Here is a 22,580-nt window from a genome sequence, read left to right on the forward strand (position 1 = left end):
GATAGCAACAAAACGTTGGAGAGCGGGTGATGCCGGACTTTCGCATGATCGATACGGAAGGCGCGACGATCAGAGTCGCGGTCGAAGGCGCGGGGCCGCTGGTGCTGATGGTGCACGGCTTTCCCGAGAGCTGGTATTCCTGGCGGCACCAGTTTGCACCAGTGACGCAGGCGGGGTTCACTGCCGCCGCGATCGACGTGCGCGGCTACGGCGGATCGAGCAAGCCGAACCGCGTCGAGGATTATGCGATGGAAGCGCTGGTGGCAGATATCGCGGCGGTCGCGCACGCGCTTCAGCCCGATGCGCCTGCGATCATCGTTGGCCATGACTGGGGCGCGCCGCAGGTGTGGAACTCGGCGCTGACGCGCCCCGATGCCTTCTCGGCCGTCGCAGCGCTGTCGGTCCCCTACGCCGGCGTCTCGACGCGGCCGTTCACCGAGGTGTTCCGCCAGGCGTTCACCAACAAGGGCCGCTTCTTCTACCAGGAATGGTTTCAGGAAGTCGGCCCCGCCGAGGCGGAGGCAGAGCGCGACGTGCGCGATTTCCTGCGCAAATTCTACTATGCGATCTCGGGCGACGCGCCTGAAGGCACGTGGCCCAACAAGCCCGCGGGTGCGACGCTGCTGCAGGACATGGTGCATCCCGATCCGTTCCCGGCGTGGCTGTCACCCGAGGATCTCGACTATTTTGTCGCCGAGTTCGAGGCGTCGGGTTTCTTCGGCCCGATCAGCCGCTATCGCAACCACGAGCGCGACCATGATTGGCTGCAGCCGTATCGCGAGCGGCGGATCGAGCAGCCCGCGCTATTCATCGGCGGCACCAAGGATCCGGCAACGACGCTGTTCGGTGCAGTCGCCGATCCGATCGCGCTGATGCGCCCGCACGTGCCGCTGGTGGAGGGGCATCTGCTCGAGGGATGCGGCCACTGGACGCAGCAGGAGCGCCCGGAGGAGGTCAACCGCCTGCTGGTCGATTGGTTGAACCGCGTGCGGCCACGCTGACGCGGCGCTTGCGCGGTCCTCGCAAACCCCGCAGTCTGCGCGCGGGGTGATGGGGCGGCTGGGATATTGGGGCAAGGTGGCCGCGATGTGCGGGGCGGGGCTGCCCGATCGCGCCGCGGCCGCGCGGCTGGGCCGCACGCTCGGCGCGCAGAGCTACGCGCAGATCGTCACGATCGCGGTGCAGCTGGGGCTGGTGCCGGTGCTGCTTTCGGTCTGGGGCGTGCGCGGCTACGGCACGTGGCTGCTGCTGTCGGCGATCCCGGCGTATCTGTCGTTCAGCGATCTCGGCTTCACCTTCGTCGCCAAGAACGAAATGGTGATGGCGGTGGCGCGCGGGCAGCGTGATGCGGCAGTGGCGACGTTCCAGAGCATCTTTGCGCTGCTGTGCGTCGGCGCGCCGCTGCTGCTGGTGGCGAGTGCGATCGGCGCGGGGAGCGTCGACCTGCCGGCACTGCTGTCGCTAAAACGCGGCGATGGGGCTGCCGAGCAATGCGCACTTGTGCTGCTGATCGGCACCGTACTCGTGTATCAATTCTTTCTGCTCGTCTGCGCGGGTATCCGCGCGGAGAATCGGCCGGCGAGCGAGGCGATGTGGGCGGCGAGCGGGCGGCTGGCGGAAGGCGCGGCGATCGGCGGCGCAGCGCTGGCGGGCGGTGGTTTCGTCGCAGCCGCTGCCGGCGGGTTGGCGATGCGCATCGCGCTGACGATAGGGGCCTATCGGTGGTTGCGGCGCCGTACGGCGTGGCTGCGGTTGGGGTTCGCGGCGGCGCGGCGGGGCGAGATCGCCCGATTGTGGCGTCCGGCGATCGCCTATACCGCGATGCCGGTGGCGCAGGCGTTGCTGATTCAGGGGCCGGTGCTGATCGTCGGCGCGCTGCTCGGCCCCGCGAGCGTGGTGGTGCTCGCGACGTCGCGCACGCTTGCGCGTCTCGGCACGGCGGCGACCAACATGGTCAACAACAGCTTCGTCAGCGAATATTCGGCGCTCGCCGGGGCGGGCGCGGCGAGCGCCTTCGACCGTCTGGTCCGCGTTCAGCTCGGTGCGACGGCGGCGATCGTCAGCGGCTACGCGCTCGTGGTGCTCGCGACGGCGCCTTTCGCGCTCGGGCTGCTGACGCACGGCCGCGTCGCCATGGCCCAGCCGTTCTTCGCGCTGCTCGTGCTGAGTGTAGTCGCAGAGATGCTGTGGTCGGCGCTGTTCACGCCGATTTCGGCGACCAACCAACACGCCGCGGTAACGCCGATCTTCATTGCGCTCAGCGGTGCGGCGCTCCTCGCCACGGCGCCGCTGATCGCGCATCTGGGGGTGAGCGGCGCGGCGATCGCGCTGCTCGCCGCGCACGGCGCGATGATCCCGGTAACTTGGCATCGCCTGCGGCAGACGCGGGCGTGACCGAGCCGTCAGCGCCGCTGTTCGTCGGGCTGTCTGCCGAAGGGCCCGGCGGCATCCAGCGCTTCAATCGGCGCATCATCACCGGGCTCGGCGAGATCGGTGCGGCACCGCGGTGCGTGATGCTGAACGATGCAGCGATCGCCGGCCGCCGCGCGCGACTGTTTCGGGCCGTTATGGGCGCAGCGCGGCGGGCACCGACGTTGCTGCTGGGGCACGTCAACTTGTTGCCGATCGCCGCGGGCTATCGCGCGCTGAACTCCGTGGGGCGCGTGATCCTGTTCGCGCACGGCATCGAGGTGTGGGGCGATCCGACGTACCGCCGCGTGCGTCGCTGGGAGCCCGCGGCGATGCGCGCGCTGGTCGATCACGTCGCGGTGGTGAGCGATTTTTCGCGCGGGCGCATGGCGGCGGCGTTCGGCGTCGCGCCGGATCGCTTCCACCTTTTCCCGAATGCGGTCGATCTGCCGCCGCTCGAGGCCGGCGTGCGACCTACGCCGACGATCCTGGCGGTCGCGCGGCTGGGGGCGGGAGAGCGCGAGAAGCGCGTCGACGATCTGATCCGCGCGCTGCCGATCGTCGCTGCCAGCGTGCCCGCTGCGCGACTGACGATCATCGGTGACGGGCCGCTGCGCGCCGAACTCGCCGGCCTTGCCGCGACGCTGGGCGCGTCCGGCCGCGTCGACCTGCCGGGCAGCGTCGACGATCACGTACTAGCCCAGGCCTATGCCGACGCGCGCGTCTTCGCGCTGCCGTCGACCAAGGAAGGGTTCGGCATCGTCTATCTCGAAGCGTGGGCGCGCGGCGTGCCGGTGGTGGCGGCGCGCGGCGGGGCGCCGGCCGAGATGATCGCCGACGGCATCGACGGGCTCTCCATTCCGCCGGGCGACATATCGGCGCTGGCCGCGGCGCTGATCGCGCTGCTCGTTGACCCCGAGGCGGCGGCGCGCATGGGCGCGGCGGGACGCGCGAAGGTGGAACGATACTATTCGGCGCAGGCATTCAGCGCCAATCTGCGGCGCCTGCTGGAGCGCTGATCCGCATCCCGCCGAAGGCGCGCCTTGCGCGATGCGACCGATCGAGCAGCAGGAGCGCAGCCCCGACCAGCAGCAGGAACGGAAAGCTGCGGCAGAAGAACGACAAGGTGGTGCTGACTTCGCGCTCGGCCAGAAAGGCGGTGGCGGCGAAGACGAACGCCGCCCAAGCATTGTTCGCCATCCGCCCGGTGGCAAGATCGAGCACGACGAAGGTGATCGCGACGGTTATGGCGGGCAGGACGAGCACGCCGACCCAGCCGAGCGCGGCAAGGCTGCTCGCGACAAGCCCGACGACGGGGCGCGCGATCGATCCCCTCGCGCGAAAGCCGTAATGCCAGGCGATGCGATCGGGCGCGGTCACCAGCGTCTTGCGCAGGAGGAAGCCGGGCAGCAGCGTTTCCGCCGGATCGCGCCACAGATCGGCGAGGCCCATCGTGCCGCGATCGCCCAGCCGGCGCGCTACCTGATCGATCGGCTGGATCATCGTGAAGCGTTCGGTGTTCCAGGTGCGCGGATAGACGTAGCTGTCGTAATAGGTGAGCTGGAAGCCAGCGGCGATGCGATCCGCATCGGCGGCGAGGCCGACGGGATCGAAGCGTGCCGCGGCGATGACCCGAGCGGTGGCGGCAATCCGGCTCAAGCCGCGCGCGTCGGGCTGCGCGCGGACGATCTGGATCGCGGGGACGACGAACGCGACGGCGACAATCGCGGCGATCGCGGCCGGCACGATCCATCGCCACCGCATGCGGACGCGGAACGCCAGTAGCGTGACTAGAACGACCAGCGCGAAATCGAACAGCGTGCGCTTGGTGTTGTCGGCGAGCGTCAGCGCGAGGACGACGATTGCCATCGCGGCGAGCAGCGCCTTGGGCGCGACTGTCGCGGGACGCTGCGCGACGAGCGCCGCCTGCAGCCCGGCGCCGAGCAGCAGCAGTGGATAGAAGGTGCCGAACCCACCGAACCCGCCGCCCTCGAACCCGCCGTTGCTGGCAATCGCGCGGAACTGCGTCTGGAGAAAGACGAAGAGCGCGCCGAGCGCGAAGGCGAGCGGCGCGAGCCAGGCGAGGCGCGCCGGATCGGCGGTGATCGTGCGCAGGCGGATCGCGAAGCGCGACGGGCGGCGCACCATATGGCTTGCCGCATAGCCGACACCGATCGAAGCGAAGCCGGCGAGGAGGTAGGTTGCGGTCGTCTCGGGTACGACGAGGTTCGTCTGCACCGGTTGGGCGGCAAGCGTCTTCACGACGAGGCTGGCGGTGCCGAAATAGACGCAGAACAGCGCGAACAGCCCGTCCGACACGCGCGGATTGCGCTTCGCCAGCGGCGCGAGTGCGGCGGTGGCAATTATCACGAGCGTGCCGAGCACGCCGACGCTCGCGCCGAGCAGCGCCTGCATCACGGCCAGCGCCGCGACGGTGATCGCGTAGAACAGGCATCGCGCGCGCACGGCGATCGTCCTTCCCCCTCTTCCCCACCGCGTTGCTAGCAGCCCGCGCAAGTGCCGTCGACGGCGAGCGGTTGCACAAGACAGTCGCTTCGTTAGACCTTGGAGAAAGGGGGGCGCCGGGGGGCGCCCCGGGAGGGCAGCGCATTTGCGGTTCGGCGACGACGACAGGCCGCTCGACGGCGGCGCCGCGCGCGCGTGGCAGGGGGGTGCGAGCTTCTCGAAGGCCAACCGCCTGTACCGGCTGGCCTGGACGATCGCGTGGCTGCTGCTGGCGGCGTGGACGCCGCCGCCGCTGCGCGGTTGGCGCCGACTGGTGCTGCGGACGTTCGGCGCACGGCTGGCGCCGACTGCCAACGTCTATGCCAGCGCGCGGATCTGGTCGCCGCGCAACCTGTCGATGGGGGCGCATGCCGCGATCGGGCCGCGCGCGACGATCTACTCGATGGCGCCGATATCGATCGGGGCGCACGCGGTGGTGTCGCAGGGCGCGCATCTGTGCGCGGGCACGCACGACATCGAGGATGCTGCCTTCCAGCTCGTCGTGCGGCCGATCTGCATCGGCGCGCGCGCATGGGTGGCGGCGGACGCCTTCGTCGGGCCGGGGGTGTCGATCGGCGAGGGTGCGGTGCTCGGCGCGCGGGCGGTGGCGATGCGCGACGTCGCGCCGTGGACGATCGCCGCCGGCAACCCGGCGCGCGTCGTGCGCGAGCGGTGCATCCGGTTCGATCGCGCGTGACGGCGGGCATCTCTGCCGTGATGATGCCACCGGCCGGCGTTGACCTGACGGTGGTGATCCTGACGTACAACGAGGCACACCATATCGAGCGTGCGATCGAGAGTGTCCGCGGCCTTGCCCGCGCGGTTCTCGTCGTCGACAGCTATTCGGACGACGCGACCGTCGCGCTGGCGCAGGCCGCGGGCGCGACCGTGCTGCAGCACCGCTTCACCAGCCATGCCGCGCAGCTGCAATGGGCGCTGGATCATGCCGGAATCGCAACCGGCTGGACGATGCGGCTTGATGCCGACGAGCTGATCGAGGCGGACCTCGCGGCGGCAATCGTCACGACCTTGCCGACGCTGCCGCCCGAGGTGAGCGGGATCGAGCTCGATCGCAAGCACGTGTTCATGGGGCGCTGGATCCGGCATGGCGGGCGCTATCCGTTGCGGCTGCTGCGCCTGTGGCGAACGGGTCATGCGCGGGTCGAGCAGCGCTGGATGGACGAGCATATATTGCTCGAGCGCGGGGCATCGATCGTGCTGGCGGGCGGCTTTGTCGACGAGAACCTCGGCGATCTCACCTTCTTCACCGCCAAGCACAACGGCTATGCGACGCGCGAGGCGGTGGAGGTGATCGCTGGGCGCCACGCGCTGTTCGGCACGCGCGAAACGCTATCACGCGGCGGCGGCCCCAAACAGGCGCGCGGCAAGCGGCGGATCAAGGCGCTGGTGTACGACCGGCTGCCGCTATGGGCCGCGCCGCTCGGCTATTTTCTGTACCGCTTTATCGTGCAGCGCGGCTTCCTGGATGGGCGTGCCGGGCTGATCTACCACGTGCTGCAAGGCTTCTGGTATCGCTTCCTCGTCGCCGCCAAGGTGGTCGAGTTCGAGCGGGCGCTGGCGGGCTGCACGACGCGCGAGGCGCGAATCGCGAAGTTGTGCGCGCTGACCGGGCTGCCGATCGGGGAGGCGGGGTGACGCGCATCCTGCGCATCATCACCAGCGCCGATCCGCGCACCGGCGGGCCGATCGAGGGCGCGCGGCAGGTCGCGGCGGCGTGGGCGCGTGCGGGGCATCGCCAGGATCTGCTGACGCTCGATCCGCCCGAGGAGCGGCACTTGCCCGATTATCCGGGGCGGATCGTCGCGCTCGGCCCGCCGCGCGGGCGCGGGCTGCGCGCGCGCTATCGCTACGGCGCGGCGATGGTGCCGTGGCTGCGCGCGCACGCCCACGACTATGACGCAGTGATCGTATCGGGGCTGTGGCGCTATTCGGCGCGCGGCGCGATGCGGGCGCTCGCCGATGGGCCGGTGCCGTATTTCGTCATCCCGCACGGCATGCTCGATCCGTGGTTCCGCGAGGGCGCCACGGGCAAGCAATTCGTCAAGCAACTGTCGTGGTGGTGGGCCGAGGGGCCGTTGCTGGCGGGCGCGCGCGCGGTGCTCTTCACCAGCGAGGAGGAGCGGCGGCGCGCGCGGGGTGCGTTTCGCCCGTATCGCCTGACCGAAGCGGTGATCGATTACGGCACGGCGGATATCGGTGCGGCGAGCGCGGGGGAAGCGGTGGCGCAGGTCGCGGCGTTCCGCGCGCTGCTGCCGGCGCTGAATACGCGCGAGCATTTGCTGTTCCTCGGGCGGCTGCATCCGAAGAAGGGGTGCGACCTGCTGATCGCGGCGTTCGCGGAAGTGGCCGGGTGCGCGCCTGGGCTCGATCTCGTCCTTGCCGGGCCCGACGATGCGGGGTTCGGCGCGGTGCTGCGCGCGCAGGTGGCGGCGGCCGGGCTCGCTGATAGGGTGCATTTTGCGGGCATGCTGCGCGGCGCGGCGAAGGCGGGAGCGCTGCGATCGGCGGCGGCGTTCGTGCTGCCGTCGCATCAGGAGAATTTCGGCATCGCCGTCGCCGAGGCGCTGGCGTGCGGCACGCCGGTGCTGATCAGCCACGAGGTCGCGATCTGGCGCGAGGTGCTGGCCGAGGGCGGCGGCCTTGCTGCGCCCGATACGGCGGCGGGGACGCGCGATCTGCTGGAGCGCTTCCTGTCGCTTCCGGCAGAGGAGCGGCAGACGATGCGGCAGGCCGCGCGTGCCGCGTACGAGCGGCGGTTCACGATCGAGCGCGCGGCGCACAGCCTGCTGACGACGATCGAGCGGCATCTCGCCTGACGGGCTGTCCTACACGGTTGATCGTGATGTAGAACAAATCACGAACAATCAGGAGGGCGGCAATGGTGGCGGAAGTCGAAGTTCCGGCGGGGTTCGTCCCGCAATATGCGTTGGCATTCGGCGCGGTGGACGCGCCGGCGGTGTCGGTGCACGCGGGCAATCCGCTGCCGGTGCGTACCGTGCGGCAGGCGGCAGGCAGCGTGCCGCTGATCGGCAGCACGTCGGCGAGCGGGACCGCGGGGCCGTTCGTGCCCGAGCTCGGCACACCGATCCGCGTGACGCTGACCGGCAGCTGGTCGGGCGTGGTCGAGCTGCAGCGGTCGATCGACGGCGGGGCAACGCGCGTGCCGCTGACCGCGGGGGGCGAGCGCTGGGGACGGTTCACCGGCAACGCCAACGAGGCGGTGACGGACGAGAGCGAGGCGGGCGCGACCTACCATCTCGCCATCGCACTGCAATCGGGCACGCTCACCTATCGAGTGGCGCAATGAGCGCGGCGGACGTGATCGCGCGCGGCATGGCGGCGCAGGCGCGCGCAGCGGTGGCGACGAACAATCGCCACGCGCGGCTGATCGCGGCGGCGGCGGCGAGCGAGCGGCGCAACCCGATTGTCCTGCCGCCGTGGCTGGCACCGCCCGCCTACGCGTCCAACACCGCTTATTCGGTGGGGCAGGTGGTCGCCAATGCGGGCGGCTGGTTCATGTGCGGGATTGCCGGCACCAGTCCGGCGAGCGGCGGCGGGCCGACGACGACGGCGAGCGGGCAATATGTCGCCGATGGGGCGACCGCGGTCTATTGGACGTATCTGGGCGGCGCACGCGCGGCCGATCCGGGCGACGGCGCACCGGCGGTGTCGGCGGTGACGAGCAACCCGTCGCTCGGCGCGAACTGGTTGCCGGCGAGCTTTCCCGCGTCGTACCGCGTGCGCGGCGCGGCGCCCACCGCGTATCGCGGCAGCTTCTGGTCGCTCGGCAGCTTCGAGGCGAAGGCGGGCGTGGTCGCGTGCGCCGGCGCGTCGGTGGGATTCGACTGCGACGCCGACAAGCTGGCGATCTTTCTGCCGGCCAATTCGGCGCAGCTGCGCTTCATCGTCGACGGGCGCTATCTGATGCCCGGCAGCCATGTGGTCGGCGGGGCGGACCAGTGGCTGGTGATCGACTGGACGGCGAGCACCGGCCGGCGGCTGCGCAGCTACGAGGTCGAGACCGGCAAGAGCGCGGCCTATTTCGGCTGTGCGCAGACGCCGCTGTCGGCGAGCGTCAGCGCGGGGGCTAGCGGGGCGCCGCGGCTGGTGGTGATCGGCGACAGCTATAATGCGGGATCGAGCTACGGGCCGTGGCTGGCGGGCGGATCGATCGCGCAGCTCGTCGCCAAGCGGCTCGGCTGGCGCGACGCTTGGAACCTGTCCGCGGGGGGCACGGGCTATCTCAATCCGTCGGCCGCGGCGTTCCACACCTATCGACAGCGCGTGCCGCAGGCGCTCGCACTCTCGCCCGACGTCGTGCTGCTGATGGGATCGACCAACGATACCGGCTATTCGCCCGCGCAGGTGCAGGCCGAGGTACTGGCGACGGTGCAGGCGATCCGCGCGGGTACGCGCGCGCCGATCATCGTCGTCGGCGTGCCGTCGATCAACCTCGCCGGTGCGGCCGCGACCGAGGCGGCGATGCAGGCCGGCGTGGCGCAGGCGGGCGACCCGTTGACGTTCTTCGTCCCGATTGCGGGGGCGACGCCGCCGTGGGTGTTAGGTAGCTGGAACAATGCGAGCGGGGTGCCGGCGGGCGCGGCCAATAACGGGCTCTACGTCGCGGCGGACAACGTTCATCCGCCAGAGATCGGCTATGATTACTACGCGCAGCGGGTCGAGCGCGCGGTGCGGGCGAGCGTGCTGCCGGTGCTCGCCGCCGGCTGAGCGGCCAGCGGCACGGCGCGGCGCTGGGCAAGGCCGCGCCGCGCCGATAGGCTGGCGCGATGGGGGAGCGCATCGGCTGGCTGGACAAGGCGCGCGCGATCGGGATCGTCGCGGTGGTGATCGGCCACGTCACGCGCGATCCCGCGACATGGGCGGCGATGTTCCATTTCCACCTGCCGCTGTTCTTCATGGCATCGGGCATGGTGTTCACGCCGCGGCCGTGGCGTGAGACGGCGCGGCGGCAGGCGGTGAGTTTGCTGTTGCCGTATGTAATGTGGCTGGCGCTGGTCGCGGTAATCGATGTCGCGATCGCTGCGGCGCTGGGGCATCGCACCTATCTGCCGTGGGACCGTCCAATGGTGGCAATCGCGCGGATGGCGCTCGGCGGCACCTATCTCGTCGGGCCGTTCGGCATCTTCTGGTTCGTCACCTGCCTGTATCTGGTGCAGATCGCCGGCAGCGCGGTGGTGCGGCGGGGCGGGCGATCGGTGTGGATCGCGGCGGTGGCCGCGCTCGGCATCGCGCACGTCATGCACCATTGGCCGAGCCCGTGGGGGATGATCGGGGTGCCGCTCGGCCTGTTCTTCTTCCTCGCGGGCGTGCTTTATCGACGGCATCTGGCACGGCTCGGCCGCGGCGCGATGCTGGCGGCGGGCGCGATGGCGGCGCTGGTGCTGGTGACGGCGCCGCTCGACATCAAGATCGCCGACTATGGCACGCCGGTGGCGAGCAGCGTCGCCGCGCCCGGGCTATGCCATCTGATTTTCGTCGCCGCCCGATACGTGCCTTCGCCACCGCTTGCCGCAATCGGTCAGGCAAGCCTCGTCATCATGTACGCGCATCTGACGATCGCCTACGCGCTGCGCGACAGGTTGCCCGACGCGGTGGTGATCGTGCTCGCGGTCGCGGCACCGACCGGGTTGTGGTGGCTGCTGCGTCGCTCCGCTGTAACGGCGCGTCTCCTGCTCGGCGAAAGGCGCACGACGGCGTTGGCGACGATCGCCGGCGCGCGGCGGCGCTCGCCCTCGGCATAGGCGACGAGCCGCTGCGTGATCCCGCTTAGGATCATTTCCTTGTGCCAGTGCGTCGCGGCGCGCGCGATCGCGGCGGCGCCTAGCGCAGTACGGTGCGCGGGATCGTCGAGCAGCGTCTCGATGGCGCGGGCGAAGGCGGCGGGATCGTGCGGGCAAGTGGAGATGCCGCATCCCTCGACCTCGTGCGCGAGGCCAGTGCCGGCGCGGGCGGTGGCGACGACGGGACGGCCCGAGGCGAGCATGTTGGGCAGTTTCGACGGCAGCACGAGATCGGCCGCGCCGGCGATCTGCGGCAGGAGATGGACGGTGGCGAGACCGAGCAGGTCGCGCATCCGATCGGCCGGCACCAGATCGAAGAAGCGCACGTTGCCGCAATCGCGCGCGGCCGCCTCGATCAGCGGGCGGTGTGGGCCTTCGCCGCAGATGACGAACACCAGATCGGTGCGGTGGATCAGCAGCCGCGCGGCGGCGAGGACGACGTCGAGCCCCTGCTTGCCCGCCATGTTGCCCGAGTAGAGCGCGACGTTCGGTTCGGTGATGCCCCATTGATCGCGGAACGGCGACGGGCGATCGAGCGGCGTAATCGCCGGGTTCGCCCAATTGCGGAATTCGACCACGCGCGCCGGATCGCGGCCGAGCCAGCGCAGCCTGCGGCACATCGCGGGCGAGATCGAGCTCGTCCGGCCGCTGCGCAGCGCCCAGTGTTCGATCAGGCGGAGCGCGGGCTTGAACAGGCGCAGCCAGGTGAACTGACCTGTCGCGACCGCGAGCTCGGTCTCGAAATCGTGGATGTGCACCCACAATCGTATCCGCCAATACCAAAAGGCGAGCAGGCGGATCAGCACGGTTGCGATGATGCTCGGTGCGATGCTGACGATCACGTCGGGGCGGCGGTCGCGTATCATCGCGTTGGCGGTGGCCGCCGCGCGCCACGCGAAGGCGAGATGGTAGCGCACGCGGGCGAAGCCTTTCGCCGCCGGCGCGACACCGTGCGCGACGCGGCATACCTCCACGCCGCGCTCAACGCTGCGTGTCTCGCTCGCGCTGACATAGCCGGGCATCACCGCCCAGCCGGGATAGGCGGGCTTGTCGCAGATAACGCGTACACGGTGGCCGGCGGCGGCGAGATACTCGGCGAGACCCGCGGTATAGGGGCCGATGCCGATCGGCTCCGGCGCGTAATTATGGCCGACGATGACGATGTTCATCGGCCGCTCGCTCATGCGACGCGCGCCGCCGAACGGCGCCGGGCGGTAGCGAAAACACGGCGGCGTCGATCTCGCGCGGGCGCACGAACGGTCAAGGTGAATCGTACCATGACAAGGCTCCCCCCCTGGTCGCGAGGCCCCGCCGCGACCCGCTAACCATATGGAATGCGGCGCACCTGTCTAGAGATATGTAAGATACATATGTCCTACCCGTTACGGACTAGATTCGGTGGTCGGCGCGGCGTGCCGCCGAATGCCGTTCGACGGCGCCCCGCGGCATATAGCGGTATCTTCGCGCGTCGCGTGAGGCGGAGCATCGTTCAGAATAGCGGTTGCCTCGATCGGTGAACGGGGGGGATGATGCCGCCTTCGCGCATTGGCCGGCGGAGTCGGGCTGGTGGCGCGGGGAAGCGGGACGGGGGAGATACGATGGCGAAACCGATCATCACCGCGTTCGACTGGGTGCCCGATTTCGCGCGCGGGCAGGTGCGCGACCTGCGCGTGCGCTGGGCGCTCGAGGAGGTCGGCCAGCCGTATGACGTGCTGTATCTTGCGCAGGGCACCCAGAAGGCAGACGCACATCGCGCGCGCCAGCCGTTCGGCCAGGTGCCGACGTACGAGGATGGCGGGCTGATCCTGTTCGAATCGGGCGCGATCGTGCTGCACGTCGCCGAGCGGCACGGCACGCTGCTGCCGCGCGATCCCGCGGCGCGTGCCCGTGCGATCGGGTGGATGTTCGCCGCGCTCAACAGCGTAGAGCCATCGATCATGGACCACGCCTTCGCGACGCTGTTCGAGGCCGGCGAGCCGTGGTCGAAGCCGCGGCTGCCGTCGATCGAACAGCGGATCCACGACCGCTTCGGCGAGGTGGCGCGGCGGCTGGGCGACCGAGAGTGGCTGGAGGACGACACCTTCACCGCGGGTGACCTCATGATGATATCGGTCCTGCGCATCATGGAGGAGGACGGCTTCCTCTCGCCGCATCCCAATCTCGCCGCTTATGTCGCGCGCGGCACCGCGCGGCCGGCGTTCCAGCGCGCACTCGCCGACCAGCTGGCCGGGTTTACCGGCAGCCCGCCGCCCGAGTTCGCTGCATGGCTCAAGCAGCAGGGAGAGACGGCGTGACCTACGTCGACGGCTTCGTGGTCGCGGTGCCGACCGCCCACAAGCAGCGCTATATCGATTATGCCGAGGGCGCGCTCGATCTGTTCAAGGAGTTCGGCGCGACCCGCATGGTCGAGGGGTGGGGCGACGATGTGCCACGCGGCCAGGTGAACGACCTGTACCGCGCGGTACAGGCGACCGGCGACGAGACGGTGCTGTTGAGTTGGGTCGAATATCCCGATCGTGCGACGCGCGACGCCGCGGGCGAGAAGATGATGCGCGATCCGGGGATGGAGACGATGGGCGCGATGCCGTTCGACGGCAGCCGCATGATCTACGGCGGGTTCGCGCTGCTGCATGAGGCGGGCGGCGGCGGCGCGTGCGGCTATATCGACGGCGTCGTCCTGCCCGTGCGGACCGACAAGCGCGAGGCGTATCGCGACTTTGCGCGGACGTCGGCGGGTGCCTTTCTCGATCACGGTGCATCGCGCGTCGTCGATACCTGGGGCGGCGACGTGCCCGACGGCAAGGTCACCGATTTCCGCCGCGCGGCGCATCTGCAGGACGAAGAGACGGTGGCGCTGGGGTGGATCGAGTGGCCGTCGAAAGAAGTGCGCGACGCGGCGTGGGAGCGACTGATGCGCGACGAACGGCTGATGGGCGACGGCGATCGCCCGTTCGACGGCATGCGCATGATGTTCGGCGCATTCGTGCTCGTCGTCGATCGCTGACGGCGAGGACGGATCGGGACCGTAGGTGGAAGGGAGAGAGAGGATGACGACCGACAAGCTCGTGACCTGCGTGTGGTTCGATCTCGGCCAGGCGCGCGAGGCGGCGACCTTCTATGCCGGGCTGTTTCCGGACAGTCATGTCGGCGCGGTGCAGGCGTCGCCCGCCGACAATCCGTCGATGGCGCAGGGCGAGGAGCTGACGGTCGAATTCACCGTGCTCGGCCAGCCCTTCCTCGGCCTCAACGGCGGACCCAACTTCGTTCCCAACGAGGCGGTCAGTTTCATGGTGCTGACCGACGATCAGGCCGAGACCGATCGCTATTGGGACGCGATCGTCGGTAACGGCGGGGCGGAGAGCGCGTGCGGCTGGTGCAAGGATCGCTGGGGCTTCTCGTGGCAGATCACGCCGCGCGTCCTGATGGCGGCGATGGCCGATCCCGATCGCGCCGCGGCGAAGCGCGCGATGGAAGCGATGATGACGATGCACAAGATCGACGTCGCCGCGATCGAGCGCGCCTGGCGCGGGGAGACGGCGGCATGACGCACGAGCTTCGCATCGAGCGGCTGATCGATGCGCCGGTGGCGCGCGTGTGGACGGCGTGGACGCAGCATTTCGCCGAATGGTTCGTGCCCCGGCCGTTGCGCGTCGAGGTGATCGCGCTCGAGCTCGTCACCGGCGGCCGATCGGCGATGGTGATGCATGGCCCCGACGGCGAGGAGCAGCCGAGCGAGGGCGTGTATCTGGAAGTTGTGCCCGAGCGGCGTATTGTCTCGACGGATGCCTTCGCCGCCGGCTGGATGCCGCAGTCGCCTTTCATGCTGCGCATCGACGATTTCGCGCCGGTGGATGGGGGCACGCGCTACACCGCGACTGCGCGGCACTGGACCGCCGAGGCCGCGGCGCAGCACGCGGCGATGGGGTTCGAGGCGGGGTGGAATGCGGCGACCGATCAGTTGGTCGAGGTGGTGCGGCGGCTCGGCTGACGCGATGCGCGCGGCTCAGAACGCGCCGGGCGTCTCGCGCTGGATCGTCGTCGGGCGCGGCGGCGTAAGCGCCTCCCGCCGCACCGCGACATCGCTCGTCCTGGCCGCCGAGGCCGACGGGCGGGCGCCGCCGATCGGCGTGCAGGCGCGTCCCGCGAGGAAGTCGAGCGCCTGGCGCACCGATGCCTCGCGCACGTCACCGAGTGGATAGGCGAGGTCGTCGCTCGCTTGGCACGTCGCTTCGACGACGGGGGCGAGGCCGGTGTAATAGGCGCCCTGCCGCGCGGCGTTCTGCGTCGCGAAGGCGACGAGCCGCAGCCGATCGTCGCACGCGGCGAGATCGCGCGCGATCTGCCCGACCGGCTTGCCGTAGGTATTGGTGCCGATCAGCGCCGCGTTGGTGTGAAGATACGGCGTGAAGGCGTTGATGACGAGCTCGCTCGCCGAGGCGCTCGCCCCCGTGCCGATGAAGGCGATCCGCGTCGCCGCGATCGATTGCGGCTGCGGCGTGAAAAAGTCGGTGCGGTTCTCCGCCGCCTTCTCGGGGCGGAAGGTGGTGTAGCTGAACACGTCGTTGGTGCTGCGCCCGCCACCGAGCAGATCGCCGAACAGCTCGGCGGTCGCGACCAGCCCGCCACCGTTGTAGCGCAGGTCGACGATCACTTCCGTCACGCCTGCCGCGCGGAACTGCGCGAACCCGTCGCGCAGCGCCTGATCGGCCGTCGAAATGAAAGTGCGCAGGTTGACGTAGCCGACGCGCCGCCCGCCATCCTCGATGATGCGGATGCCGTAGCGCGACGAGACGGGCAACAGCGCGTAATCGCGCTGCGCCACGGTGACGTCCGATTGCGTGCCGTCCGGCGCGCGAACGCGAAAGACGCGCGCAACGCCGGCGTCGGGCGGGCCGAACGCGTCGGTCAGTGCGCTGCCGCCCGCCTGGATCAGCGAGGCGACGGTGCGCAGATCGCCCGCGGACGTGCCGATCGCGAGGATCTCGGTACCGCGATCGATCCCCGCGGCGAGCGCCGGCGCGCCCTCGAACGCCTCGCTGACGAACAGGCGCTGCGCCGCCGCGTCGACCGCGAGCCGCACGCCGTAGCCCGCGCTGGAGCCCGAGCTGTAATAGGCGTTCTCCTCCGCGATCGAGGTGACGTAGGTGAAGAAGCGGTCCTTGCTCTGCGCGCGCGCGGTCGCGGTGAGCGTATCGACATACGCCTGCAACGTGGTGGCGCCGCCCGGATCGAAACTCGTGGGGAGCGTTTCGGGGAACAGATACCATTCGCGCAACTGCGCCGCCGCCCAATCCTGCCGCGCGCGAAGGCTGCACGCGGCGGTCGCGGTCGGCGTCGGGCTCGGGGCGGGCGCGACCGCGGTGCCGCCGCTGCTTGCCCCGCCCGATCCACCGTCGCCGCCGCAACCGGCGAGCAGCGCGGCGACACACAGGCCAGCCGAAACTTTGCGAATTCTACTCACCGCCGCGGTCCTTCGCTTGTTTCGACGCATCTTACGGCGCGGCGTGGCGGAGGCTAGTCGTCCCGTGCCGCGGCGAGCAGCGCGATCGTCGCGGGATCGCGCTGACCGCCGTAGAAAAGATCGAGCACCGCCACGAACGGTGCAGGATCGTCTGCCGCGGCGGCGAATAGCGTCATCGACGAGCGCAGCTTGAGCGCGTCGACGCTGCCCATGATCGCGTCGGCGCTCCCCGGCGCCGCCGCCACCAGCCGGGCCGCTTCGATCAGGCGCGGGCCGAGCACGGGGTGCACGGCATAGGCGCGCGCCTCCGCCAGCGAGACGATGCCGTAATGCTGCGCCGTCGCGCTGCGCCCAAGCCCGCGCAGTTGCGGAAAGACGAACCACATCCAGTGCGTGGTCTTGCGCCCGCGCGCGAGCTCGGCGCGGGCGGCAGGCCAGCTATCTGCCTGCGCCGTGACGAACCGGTCGAGATCGAAATCGTCGCTCATCCTCGACGAACGCGCCGATGCGCCGCAGGTGCCGGCTCGTGCGTTACGCCTGTGCGAGAAGGAGGAGGCCCGATGCTCGAACATATTCCTGCCTGGCTGGGCCGCGCGCTGACGAGCGTACGCGCCGGTGCGGACAAGTTGGCGATCGCGCAGACGGAGCTGGGCGGCAGCTTCGGCGCGCTCGACCTCACCAGCCCGGCGTTCGCGCATGGCGGGCGGCTGCCGCCGCGCTTCACCGCCGATGGCGCGGGCGTGTCGCCGCCGCTGACGTGGGGCGCCGCGCCAGAAGGCACCGCGATGCTCGCGCTGTTGGTGGAGGATGCCGACGCACCCGCGCCGCAACCACTGGTGCACGCGATCGTCTGGGGCATCCCTGCCGATGCGGCGCGGCTGGCCGAGGGCGCGATCGTCGCGGACGGCGACGGCGTGGCGGCGCGCGGCGATGTCGGGCGCAATTCGTATTATGGCGAGGGCTGGCTGCCGCCCGATCCGCCGACCGGGCATGGCGAGCATCGCTACGCCTTCCAGCTGTTCGCGCTGGATGCGGATGCGGGCGATCCCGGCGCCTCGCCCGGCCGTACCGCGCTGCTGCGCGCGATGGCCGGGCATGTGCTGGCGGCGGGGCTGCTGATCGGCACCTATGCGCGCGGCGAGGCGGCCGCGGCGACGATCGATCAGGCGAGCCGTGCCGCCGCGTCGACATAGGCGATGAGGGCGGACGTGCTGGCGAATGCGGCCAGCGCGACGAGCGAGAAGCGAACCATGATATCTATCTCCCTGAACGATCGAGCGCGGGGCGCTGCGATCACGCGATCGGCACGACGGGAACGGCAGCGCTGATCATCAGCGCGGCGAAGACGAGCGCGCCGGCGAGGCTGGCGGCGTAATGCTGGACGGAAGCGAAGCGGGTCATCATTGGTCTCCTGGTAGCCGGTCGGGCGATCCGATCGGTGATGCCAGAAGCTTTGCATGCACCGTGCCAATTCACGCGGCGACGCAGAAACAATGACTTAGCGGCAGGCAGATACGCAGATCGCAGATTGCGCCACACCGACGTGGCGTATTACGCCATTATGCGGCGCAGACGATCCGGTTACGGCCTGCGGCCTTGGCACGATACAGCGCCGCGTCGGCTGCGGCGTAGAGTTGCTCGCGGCTATCGGCGGCGGTACCGACCGCGATCCCGCCCGATATCGTGACGCTGCCGATCGGCGTATCCGTCTCGCGTGAGCGGAACCGGCGCGCGGCGACCGCGCTGCGCGCAGCGTCGACCAGCGTGATCGCCGCGTCGCGATCGCCACCGACGATCAGCATCGCGAATTCCTCACCGCCGTAGCGCGCGACGAGTGTGCCTTCCGTCTCGGCGGCGAGCGTCTGCCCGATCGCGCGCAGCACGCGATCGCCCACGGCATGTCCGAAATCGTCGTTCACGCGCTTGAAGTGATCGATATCGCACACCGCGATTGCGACCGGCGTGTCGGGGGCGAGCGCGGCAAACGCCTCGTCGAACGCGCGCCGGTTGGCGAGATCGGTCAGCGGATCGCGCCGGGCGCTGCCACGCGCCTCGTCCAGCGCGTCGCGCAGCACGTCGGCCTCGCGCTCGGCATTGGCGAGCCGCTGCTCGGCATCGCGCACGCGGCCGATCATCGCGGTCGTGAGCTCGGCGATCTGGTCGATCCCGGTCAGCGGATCGTGCCCGCGCATCGCCGCCGCGCTGGCTGCAAGATCGCGCCCGAAGCCGCTCGTTTCGGCGTGGATCGATCGCACGGTGTCGGAGAAGCCGGCAACCTGCGCCTCGGTGCGCGCGAGTAGCGCGTCGGACGCGGCGCGGGCCGGATCGGTATCGGTCGAGGCGGCCGGCGGTGTTGGGGGGGCGACGATCGCCAGCCGCGGCGGCCGGCTCGCGACCGGCGCACCGGCGACCGGCGTGCCGCCGAGCGCCGCAATATCCTGGCCGGTGATCCGCACGCCCCCGTCGGTCAGCCGGGCGACGCGCTGCGCGAGCGCGCCACTCGGCTCGCTCAACATCTCATAGACGAAGGCATAGTGCGACGGTTCGGAGCTCAACCGGTGATCGGCGAGGAACCTGCCGATCGCGTCGAATAGATCGAGCGGCTCTATCCCCGCTGCGCTGTTCGAAATCGCCTGCACCGTCCGCCCCGCTGCTCGCAGCACCCCGATGATGCCCCGCCCCGCTCCGGCTGTATGCGGCAACCTCTAAGATTGCGTTGCCGGCGAGCAGCGCGGATCAGGAAGACTTGAGGCGCCGCACCGCCGCCAGCGTCAGCGCAACGTGTTGATCCGCCGCCAGTTCGCTGTGAACGAAGTTGATCCGCCCATCGCGCGTGATGACGTAGCTGGTACGATTGGTTGCGTCGCGCCCCTTTATTTGCCGCCCGAGCGCGACATCGTAGCCGGCGACGACGCGCGGCCCGGCGCTCGCCACCGCGAACTTGCCGGCGCATTCGGTCGCAGAGAACTTGACGAGATCGTCGACCGGATCGGCCGACAGCCCGATCACCGTTGCGCCCGCGGCGCGGAAATTGGCGATGTTCTCGGCAAAGGCGCGCGCTTCGGCGTTGCAGCCGGCGGTGAAGGCGGCGGGGAAGAAGTACAGCACCACCGGGCCCTTCTTGAGCTGCTGCGCGAGGTTCACCGTCACGACCTTGCCCGCCACCGCGCCGCGCGTCGTGAAGTCGGGCGCCTTGGCACCGACGGCGAGCGTCGCGGCGGCCGGCGCGGCAAACGCGAGCGAAACGGCGGCGGCGGCAGCGAGGATGTGACGCATGGATCGGATCTCCCGGATGACGCTTGATCCTAGCCGTTCGCGTGAGGCTGCGATAGGGCGAGCGGATGCCGATCCGCCAAGCCGACCTCGATCTCGCCCACCGCCTCGCCGATGCGGCGGGGGAGGCGATCCGCCCCTATTTCCGCGGCGAGCTGGGCACCGAGACCAAGGCCGATCACTCGCCCGTCACGCTGGCGGATCGCGCCGCAGAGGCCGCGATGCGCCGCATCCTCGACGCCGAGGCGCCGGGCGATGCGATCCACGGCGAGGAATATGGCGTGAAGGACGGCGTGACCGGGCGGCGCTGGGTGCTCGACCCGATCGACGGCACGCGAAGCTTTACCGTCGGCCGCGCGATCTTCGGCACGCTGATCGCGCTGGTCGAGGACGGCTGGCCGATGCTGGGGGTGATCGACCAGCCGATCGTGCGCGAACGCTGGATCGGCGCGGCGGGGCGGCCGACGCTGTTCAACGGCGCGCCCGCGCGCACGCGGGCGTGCCGCGAGGTGGAGGGCGCGATCCTCGCCACCACCAGCCCGCATGCGTTCAACGACGACGAGGTGCCGCATTTCCTCGCCCTCGTGGCGGCGGTGTCCGGCGGGCACGCGCGGCAGGGGCCGGTCTATGGCGGCGACTGCTACAATTACGGGCTGCTCGCCAGCGGCCACCTCGACATTGTGTGCGAGGGCGGGCTGGCGCTGCACGATTTCGCTGCGCTCGCGCCGATCGTCGAGGGCGCCGGCGGGCGGATGTGCGACTGGAACGGCGATCCGCTGACCGAGGCGAGCACCGGGCAGGTGCTGGCGATCGGCGATCCGGCGCGGATGGACGAGGTGCTGGAAGCGCTCCACGCCGTCGCCGGTGGGCATGACCACGGCTCGCACACGCACGGGCACTGATCGGCCTGTCGGTCCGCCGCCGCCGAGGCCAGCGACGGGCCTTTAAAAGATGCCCAGGAACTTCTTGCGCTGTTCCTTGCCCGGCTTGTCGCGGCCTTTCTCGTCCTTGGCCGTCGTCCCGCGTCCGACATCGTCGCGCGCCTCGCCCTTCGTGGTGCGCTGCGCCGCCGCGGTCGCACCGCCCAGCACCGGCCCGCAGGCCGCCGACTTGGCGTCACCCACGTCGACGAACGCGAGCACGCCCGCCAGCGGTGACGCGACCAGCGACAGTCCGAGGCCGACGCCGGCGCGCCCGACGAGCTGCGGGCTGATGACGTCCATCGCCGGGGCGGAGAAATAGCCGCCGAGCCCAACCGGCGACTGGCCGGAAAACAGGCTGAACTTCTTCGCGTCGGCGCGCACCGCCAAGTCGATCGCCTCCGTCCGGAAGCTGAACCCACCGCGCCCGACGATGACGTTCTTGGTGGTATCGATCAGGATCGGATCGGCCGCCGCGATCCCGCCGCGGACGGTGAAGGCGATCAGCCCGCAGTTGATTTCGACCGGCTTCTTGAGCTTGCCGGCGAACATCTTCTGCACGAACGTGCCGATATCGAGCTCGGCGAGCTGGACGTTGCGCGTCCACAGCGTGCCCTGCGGCATGACGAAGGCGATCCGGCCGCGCGCCGTGGCGAGCGAATCGGCGAACGAATCGCCGCGGCCGGCAAGCTCGACACGGCCCTTGATCGTGCCGCTCGTCCCGGCTTCCTCGACGCCCCAGCCGGCGAGCAGCCGCCCCATTGGCGTCGGCGCCAGCCGCACGTCGTAGCTGACCGCGCTCGGCCGCTGGCGCGTGTCGAACACGATGTCGGTGGCGACGTTGCCGCGCGCCATCGCGAAGCTGAGCGGCGACAGCGCCAGCCGCCCGCGCTCGAGATCGAGCGTCATCTCGACATCGGAGATCGGCACGCGGCGCGATTTGACCGCACCGATCGACCATTTCAGATCGGCGTCGAACGCGCGCAGCTTTTCGACCGGCAGATCCGAATCGGGGATCAGTTTGCGCGGCCCCGACCCTGTCGCCGCCGCCGCCGCGACGACGCCCTGCGCCTCGACGATATCGGGATTGTAGCCGATGATCGATGCGGCATCGATGATGTCGAGGTTGCGTGTGCGGATCGTCGAATCGAGGTGGACGCGATTGCCGTTGGTGACAGTCAGCACGCCGGCGACGTCGCTCCGCCCCACCGTGCCGCCCAGCCGGGTGAAGCGATAGACCTCACCGTCCTTCACCATCTGCGAGCGGATGGCGTAGCGCCGCGTGTCGGGCATGACGACGCCGATGATGCCGAGCAGTTCGGCGAGGTTGCGCCCGCGCGCGCGGGTCGCCAGCGGCACGTTCTCGATCTCGGCGATCGACGGCAGCGTGCCCGAGACGTCGACGACGTTATTCGCCGCCCAGGCGCGCGCGACGAGTTCGTTCCTGCCGCGATTCGCCGTCGCGTCGGGGGACAGTAACTGCGCGGTGACGCGGAACGGCGTTTCGCGGATCATCCCCGTGCCATTGACGCCGACCGCGTGGCCGATGCGCGCATCCTGCGAGCGGATGTCGTCGACCTTGAGGTTCGCCAGTACGCGCATCCGCGGATCGAGATACCGCACCGTGGTGCCGCGCACCGTCGCCACGTCGATGCGGGGAAATTCGAGCCGCTTGCCGCCCTTTTTCTCGCTGAACGTCCAGCTGTTGCGCGTGTGCTCGCGGTTCCACTCGAGGTCGACCGCGCCGTTAACGAGATCGAGCCAGTAGAGCCGGCGCTTGCCGAAGATGAGCGACAGCGGCGCGATACGTGTGTCGAGCCGGTCGGCGCGGAACAGATAGCGCTGCGTCGCCCAGGCGGGATTGGCGATGGTGAAGCGCTCGGCGTAGAATTTGATCCGCCACGGCGCGAAATACAGCTGGAAATCGCCGCCGACCTTGACCTCGCGGTTGGTCAGCCGGCCGACGATCGTCTCGAACGGCCCCTTCAGGAAGCGTCCCTTGGTGATGTACAGGACGAGCCAGATCAGAGCCGGCACCGCCAGGATCGCAAGAATCGTGTTGCGGATCCGCCGCCGGCGCTGCCGACGACGATCTTCCGCTCCGGACGACGCCGGCTGCTCGTTACGCTGAGTCGCCATGTCCATGTCGCACGCAATCGTTCGGCGCGGGCATTGGTTGCATTTGCCGTG

At 70.1% G+C, this 22,580-nt stretch carries 21 protein-coding genes and 1 pseudogene; 15 read left to right on the forward strand and 7 right to left on the reverse strand.

Annotated elements, in window-relative coordinates; genetic code table 11:
- The first annotated feature begins 29 nt into the window (after positions 1 to 29).
- Genes F1C10_RS13020 through F1C10_RS13030 form a run of 3 tightly spaced genes read left to right on the forward strand, consistent with a single transcriptional unit; the run spans position 30 to position 3,428 of the window.
- Positions 30 to 1,001 carry an alpha/beta fold hydrolase gene (locus tag F1C10_RS13020; protein ID WP_185206773.1) on the forward strand — a complete coding sequence of 324 codons (972 nt, stop codon included), beginning with the start codon at positions 30 to 32 and terminating at the stop codon, positions 999 to 1,001.
- Between the two features lie 49 nt (positions 1,002 to 1,050).
- Positions 1,051 to 2,394, forward strand: coding sequence for a lipopolysaccharide biosynthesis protein (locus F1C10_RS13025; protein ID WP_185206775.1), 1,344 nt, complete (start codon positions 1,051 to 1,053; stop codon positions 2,392 to 2,394).
- The gene (locus F1C10_RS13030; RefSeq protein ID WP_185206776.1) at positions 2,391 to 3,428 is read left to right on the forward strand and encodes a glycosyltransferase family 4 protein; all 1,038 of its coding nucleotides are present in this window, start codon (positions 2,391 to 2,393) and stop codon (positions 3,426 to 3,428) included. Before F1C10_RS13025 ends, F1C10_RS13030 begins: the two co-directional genes overlap by 4 nt.
- On the opposite strand, the gene F1C10_RS13035 is transcribed toward F1C10_RS13030, so the two are convergent.
- Complete coding sequence (locus tag F1C10_RS13035; RefSeq protein ID WP_185206778.1) at positions 3,394 to 4,875, reverse strand: hypothetical protein; 1,482 nt, start codon at positions 4,873 to 4,875, stop codon at positions 3,394 to 3,396. The genes F1C10_RS13030 and F1C10_RS13035 overlap by 35 nt on opposite strands.
- Before the next feature lie 145 nt (positions 4,876 to 5,020).
- Here F1C10_RS13035 and F1C10_RS13040 point away from each other — a divergent pair, with 145 nt between their 5' ends.
- The 6 genes from F1C10_RS13040 to F1C10_RS16740 all read left to right on the forward strand — a co-directional run bounded on the left by F1C10_RS13040 (position 5,021) and on the right by F1C10_RS16740 (position 10,697).
- Positions 5,021 to 5,611: a putative colanic acid biosynthesis acetyltransferase gene (locus F1C10_RS13040; protein ID WP_185206780.1), complete on the forward strand. Its 591-nt coding sequence runs from the start codon at positions 5,021 to 5,023 to the stop codon at positions 5,609 to 5,611.
- Positions 5,612 to 5,631: 20 nt separating this feature from the next.
- Positions 5,632 to 6,570, forward strand: a complete 939-nt coding sequence (locus F1C10_RS13045; protein ID WP_258042919.1) for a glycosyltransferase family 2 protein — start codon at positions 5,632 to 5,634, stop codon at positions 6,568 to 6,570.
- Positions 6,567 to 7,751, forward strand: coding sequence for a glycosyltransferase (locus tag F1C10_RS13050; protein ID WP_185206782.1), 1,185 nt, complete (start codon positions 6,567 to 6,569; stop codon positions 7,749 to 7,751). The genes F1C10_RS13045 and F1C10_RS13050 overlap by 4 nt, the downstream gene beginning before the upstream one ends.
- A 62-nt stretch (positions 7,752 to 7,813) precedes the next feature.
- Complete coding sequence (locus F1C10_RS13055; RefSeq protein ID WP_185206784.1) at positions 7,814 to 8,242, forward strand: hypothetical protein; 429 nt, start codon at positions 7,814 to 7,816, stop codon at positions 8,240 to 8,242.
- Positions 8,239 to 9,663: an SGNH/GDSL hydrolase family protein gene (locus F1C10_RS13060; protein ID WP_185206786.1), complete on the forward strand. Its 1,425-nt coding sequence runs from the start codon at positions 8,239 to 8,241 to the stop codon at positions 9,661 to 9,663. The genes F1C10_RS13055 and F1C10_RS13060 overlap by 4 nt, the downstream gene beginning before the upstream one ends.
- Before the next feature lie 59 nt (positions 9,664 to 9,722).
- Positions 9,723 to 10,697, forward strand: coding sequence for an acyltransferase family protein (locus F1C10_RS16740; protein ID WP_374939350.1), 975 nt, complete (start codon positions 9,723 to 9,725; stop codon positions 10,695 to 10,697).
- Between the two features lie 59 nt (positions 10,698 to 10,756).
- On the opposite strand, the pseudogene F1C10_RS13065 reads toward F1C10_RS16740, so the two are convergent.
- Positions 10,757 to 11,920, reverse strand: a pseudogene (locus F1C10_RS13065) (WcaI family glycosyltransferase); the annotation flags it as partial.
- Positions 11,921 to 12,334: 414 nt separating this feature from the next.
- Between F1C10_RS13065 and F1C10_RS13070 the strand changes: the two are divergent.
- From F1C10_RS13070 to F1C10_RS13085, 4 genes are read left to right on the forward strand one after another with little or no spacing between them, the layout of a single operon-like run.
- Positions 12,335 to 13,030 (forward strand): glutathione S-transferase family protein, encoded by a 696-nt coding sequence (locus F1C10_RS13070; RefSeq protein ID WP_185206790.1) that lies wholly within the window; start codon positions 12,335 to 12,337, stop codon positions 13,028 to 13,030.
- Positions 13,027 to 13,740, forward strand: a complete 714-nt coding sequence (locus tag F1C10_RS16920) for a DUF1428 domain-containing protein (protein ID WP_185206792.1) — start codon at positions 13,027 to 13,029, stop codon at positions 13,738 to 13,740. Before F1C10_RS13070 ends, F1C10_RS16920 begins: the two co-directional genes overlap by 4 nt.
- Before the next feature lie 43 nt (positions 13,741 to 13,783).
- Positions 13,784 to 14,281, forward strand: a complete 498-nt coding sequence (locus tag F1C10_RS13080) for a VOC family protein (protein ID WP_185206793.1) — start codon at positions 13,784 to 13,786, stop codon at positions 14,279 to 14,281.
- Positions 14,278 to 14,724, forward strand: coding sequence for an SRPBCC domain-containing protein (locus tag F1C10_RS13085; RefSeq protein WP_185206795.1), 447 nt, complete (start codon positions 14,278 to 14,280; stop codon positions 14,722 to 14,724). Before F1C10_RS13080 ends, F1C10_RS13085 begins: the two co-directional genes overlap by 4 nt.
- Positions 14,725 to 14,739: 15 nt before the next feature.
- On the opposite strand, the gene F1C10_RS13090 is transcribed toward F1C10_RS13085, so the two are convergent.
- Both F1C10_RS13090 and F1C10_RS13095 read right to left on the reverse strand, forming a co-directional pair.
- Entirely contained in the window at positions 14,740 to 16,197 is a 1,458-nt protein-coding gene (locus tag F1C10_RS13090; RefSeq protein ID WP_258042920.1) for a S41 family peptidase, read from the reverse strand.
- Between the two features lie 53 nt (positions 16,198 to 16,250).
- The gene (locus F1C10_RS13095) at positions 16,251 to 16,685 is read right to left on the reverse strand and encodes a DUF1810 domain-containing protein (RefSeq protein WP_185206799.1); all 435 of its coding nucleotides are present in this window, start codon (positions 16,683 to 16,685) and stop codon (positions 16,251 to 16,253) included.
- Between the two features lie 72 nt (positions 16,686 to 16,757).
- Here F1C10_RS13095 and F1C10_RS13100 point away from each other — a divergent pair, with 72 nt between their 5' ends.
- Positions 16,758 to 17,390 carry a YbhB/YbcL family Raf kinase inhibitor-like protein gene (locus F1C10_RS13100; protein ID WP_185206801.1) on the forward strand — a complete coding sequence of 211 codons (633 nt, stop codon included), beginning with the start codon at positions 16,758 to 16,760 and terminating at the stop codon, positions 17,388 to 17,390.
- A gap of 366 nt (positions 17,391 to 17,756) precedes the next feature.
- On the opposite strand, the gene F1C10_RS13105 is transcribed toward F1C10_RS13100, so the two are convergent.
- Together F1C10_RS13105 and F1C10_RS13110 are read right to left on the reverse strand one after the other, a co-directional pair.
- Entirely contained in the window at positions 17,757 to 18,836 is a 1,080-nt protein-coding gene (locus F1C10_RS13105) for a GGDEF domain-containing protein (RefSeq protein WP_258042921.1), read from the reverse strand.
- 97 nt (positions 18,837 to 18,933) lie between these two features.
- Positions 18,934 to 19,473: a peroxiredoxin gene (locus F1C10_RS13110; protein ID WP_185206803.1), complete on the reverse strand. Its 540-nt coding sequence runs from the start codon at positions 19,471 to 19,473 to the stop codon at positions 18,934 to 18,936.
- A gap of 65 nt (positions 19,474 to 19,538) precedes the next feature.
- Between F1C10_RS13110 and F1C10_RS13115 the strand changes: the two genes are divergently transcribed.
- Entirely contained in the window at positions 19,539 to 20,372 is an 834-nt protein-coding gene (locus F1C10_RS13115) for an inositol monophosphatase family protein (RefSeq protein ID WP_185206805.1), read from the forward strand.
- Between the two features lie 42 nt (positions 20,373 to 20,414).
- On the opposite strand, the gene F1C10_RS13120 is transcribed toward F1C10_RS13115, so the two are convergent.
- Complete coding sequence (locus F1C10_RS13120) at positions 20,415 to 22,535, reverse strand: AsmA family protein (protein WP_258042922.1); 2,121 nt, start codon at positions 22,533 to 22,535, stop codon at positions 20,415 to 20,417.
- Positions 22,536 to 22,580: the final 45 nt, after the last annotated feature.

Origin of the sequence: Sphingomonas sp. NBWT7 (genome assembly GCF_014217605.1) — a bacterium.
Taxonomy (GTDB): domain Bacteria; phylum Pseudomonadota; class Alphaproteobacteria; order Sphingomonadales; family Sphingomonadaceae; genus Sphingomonas.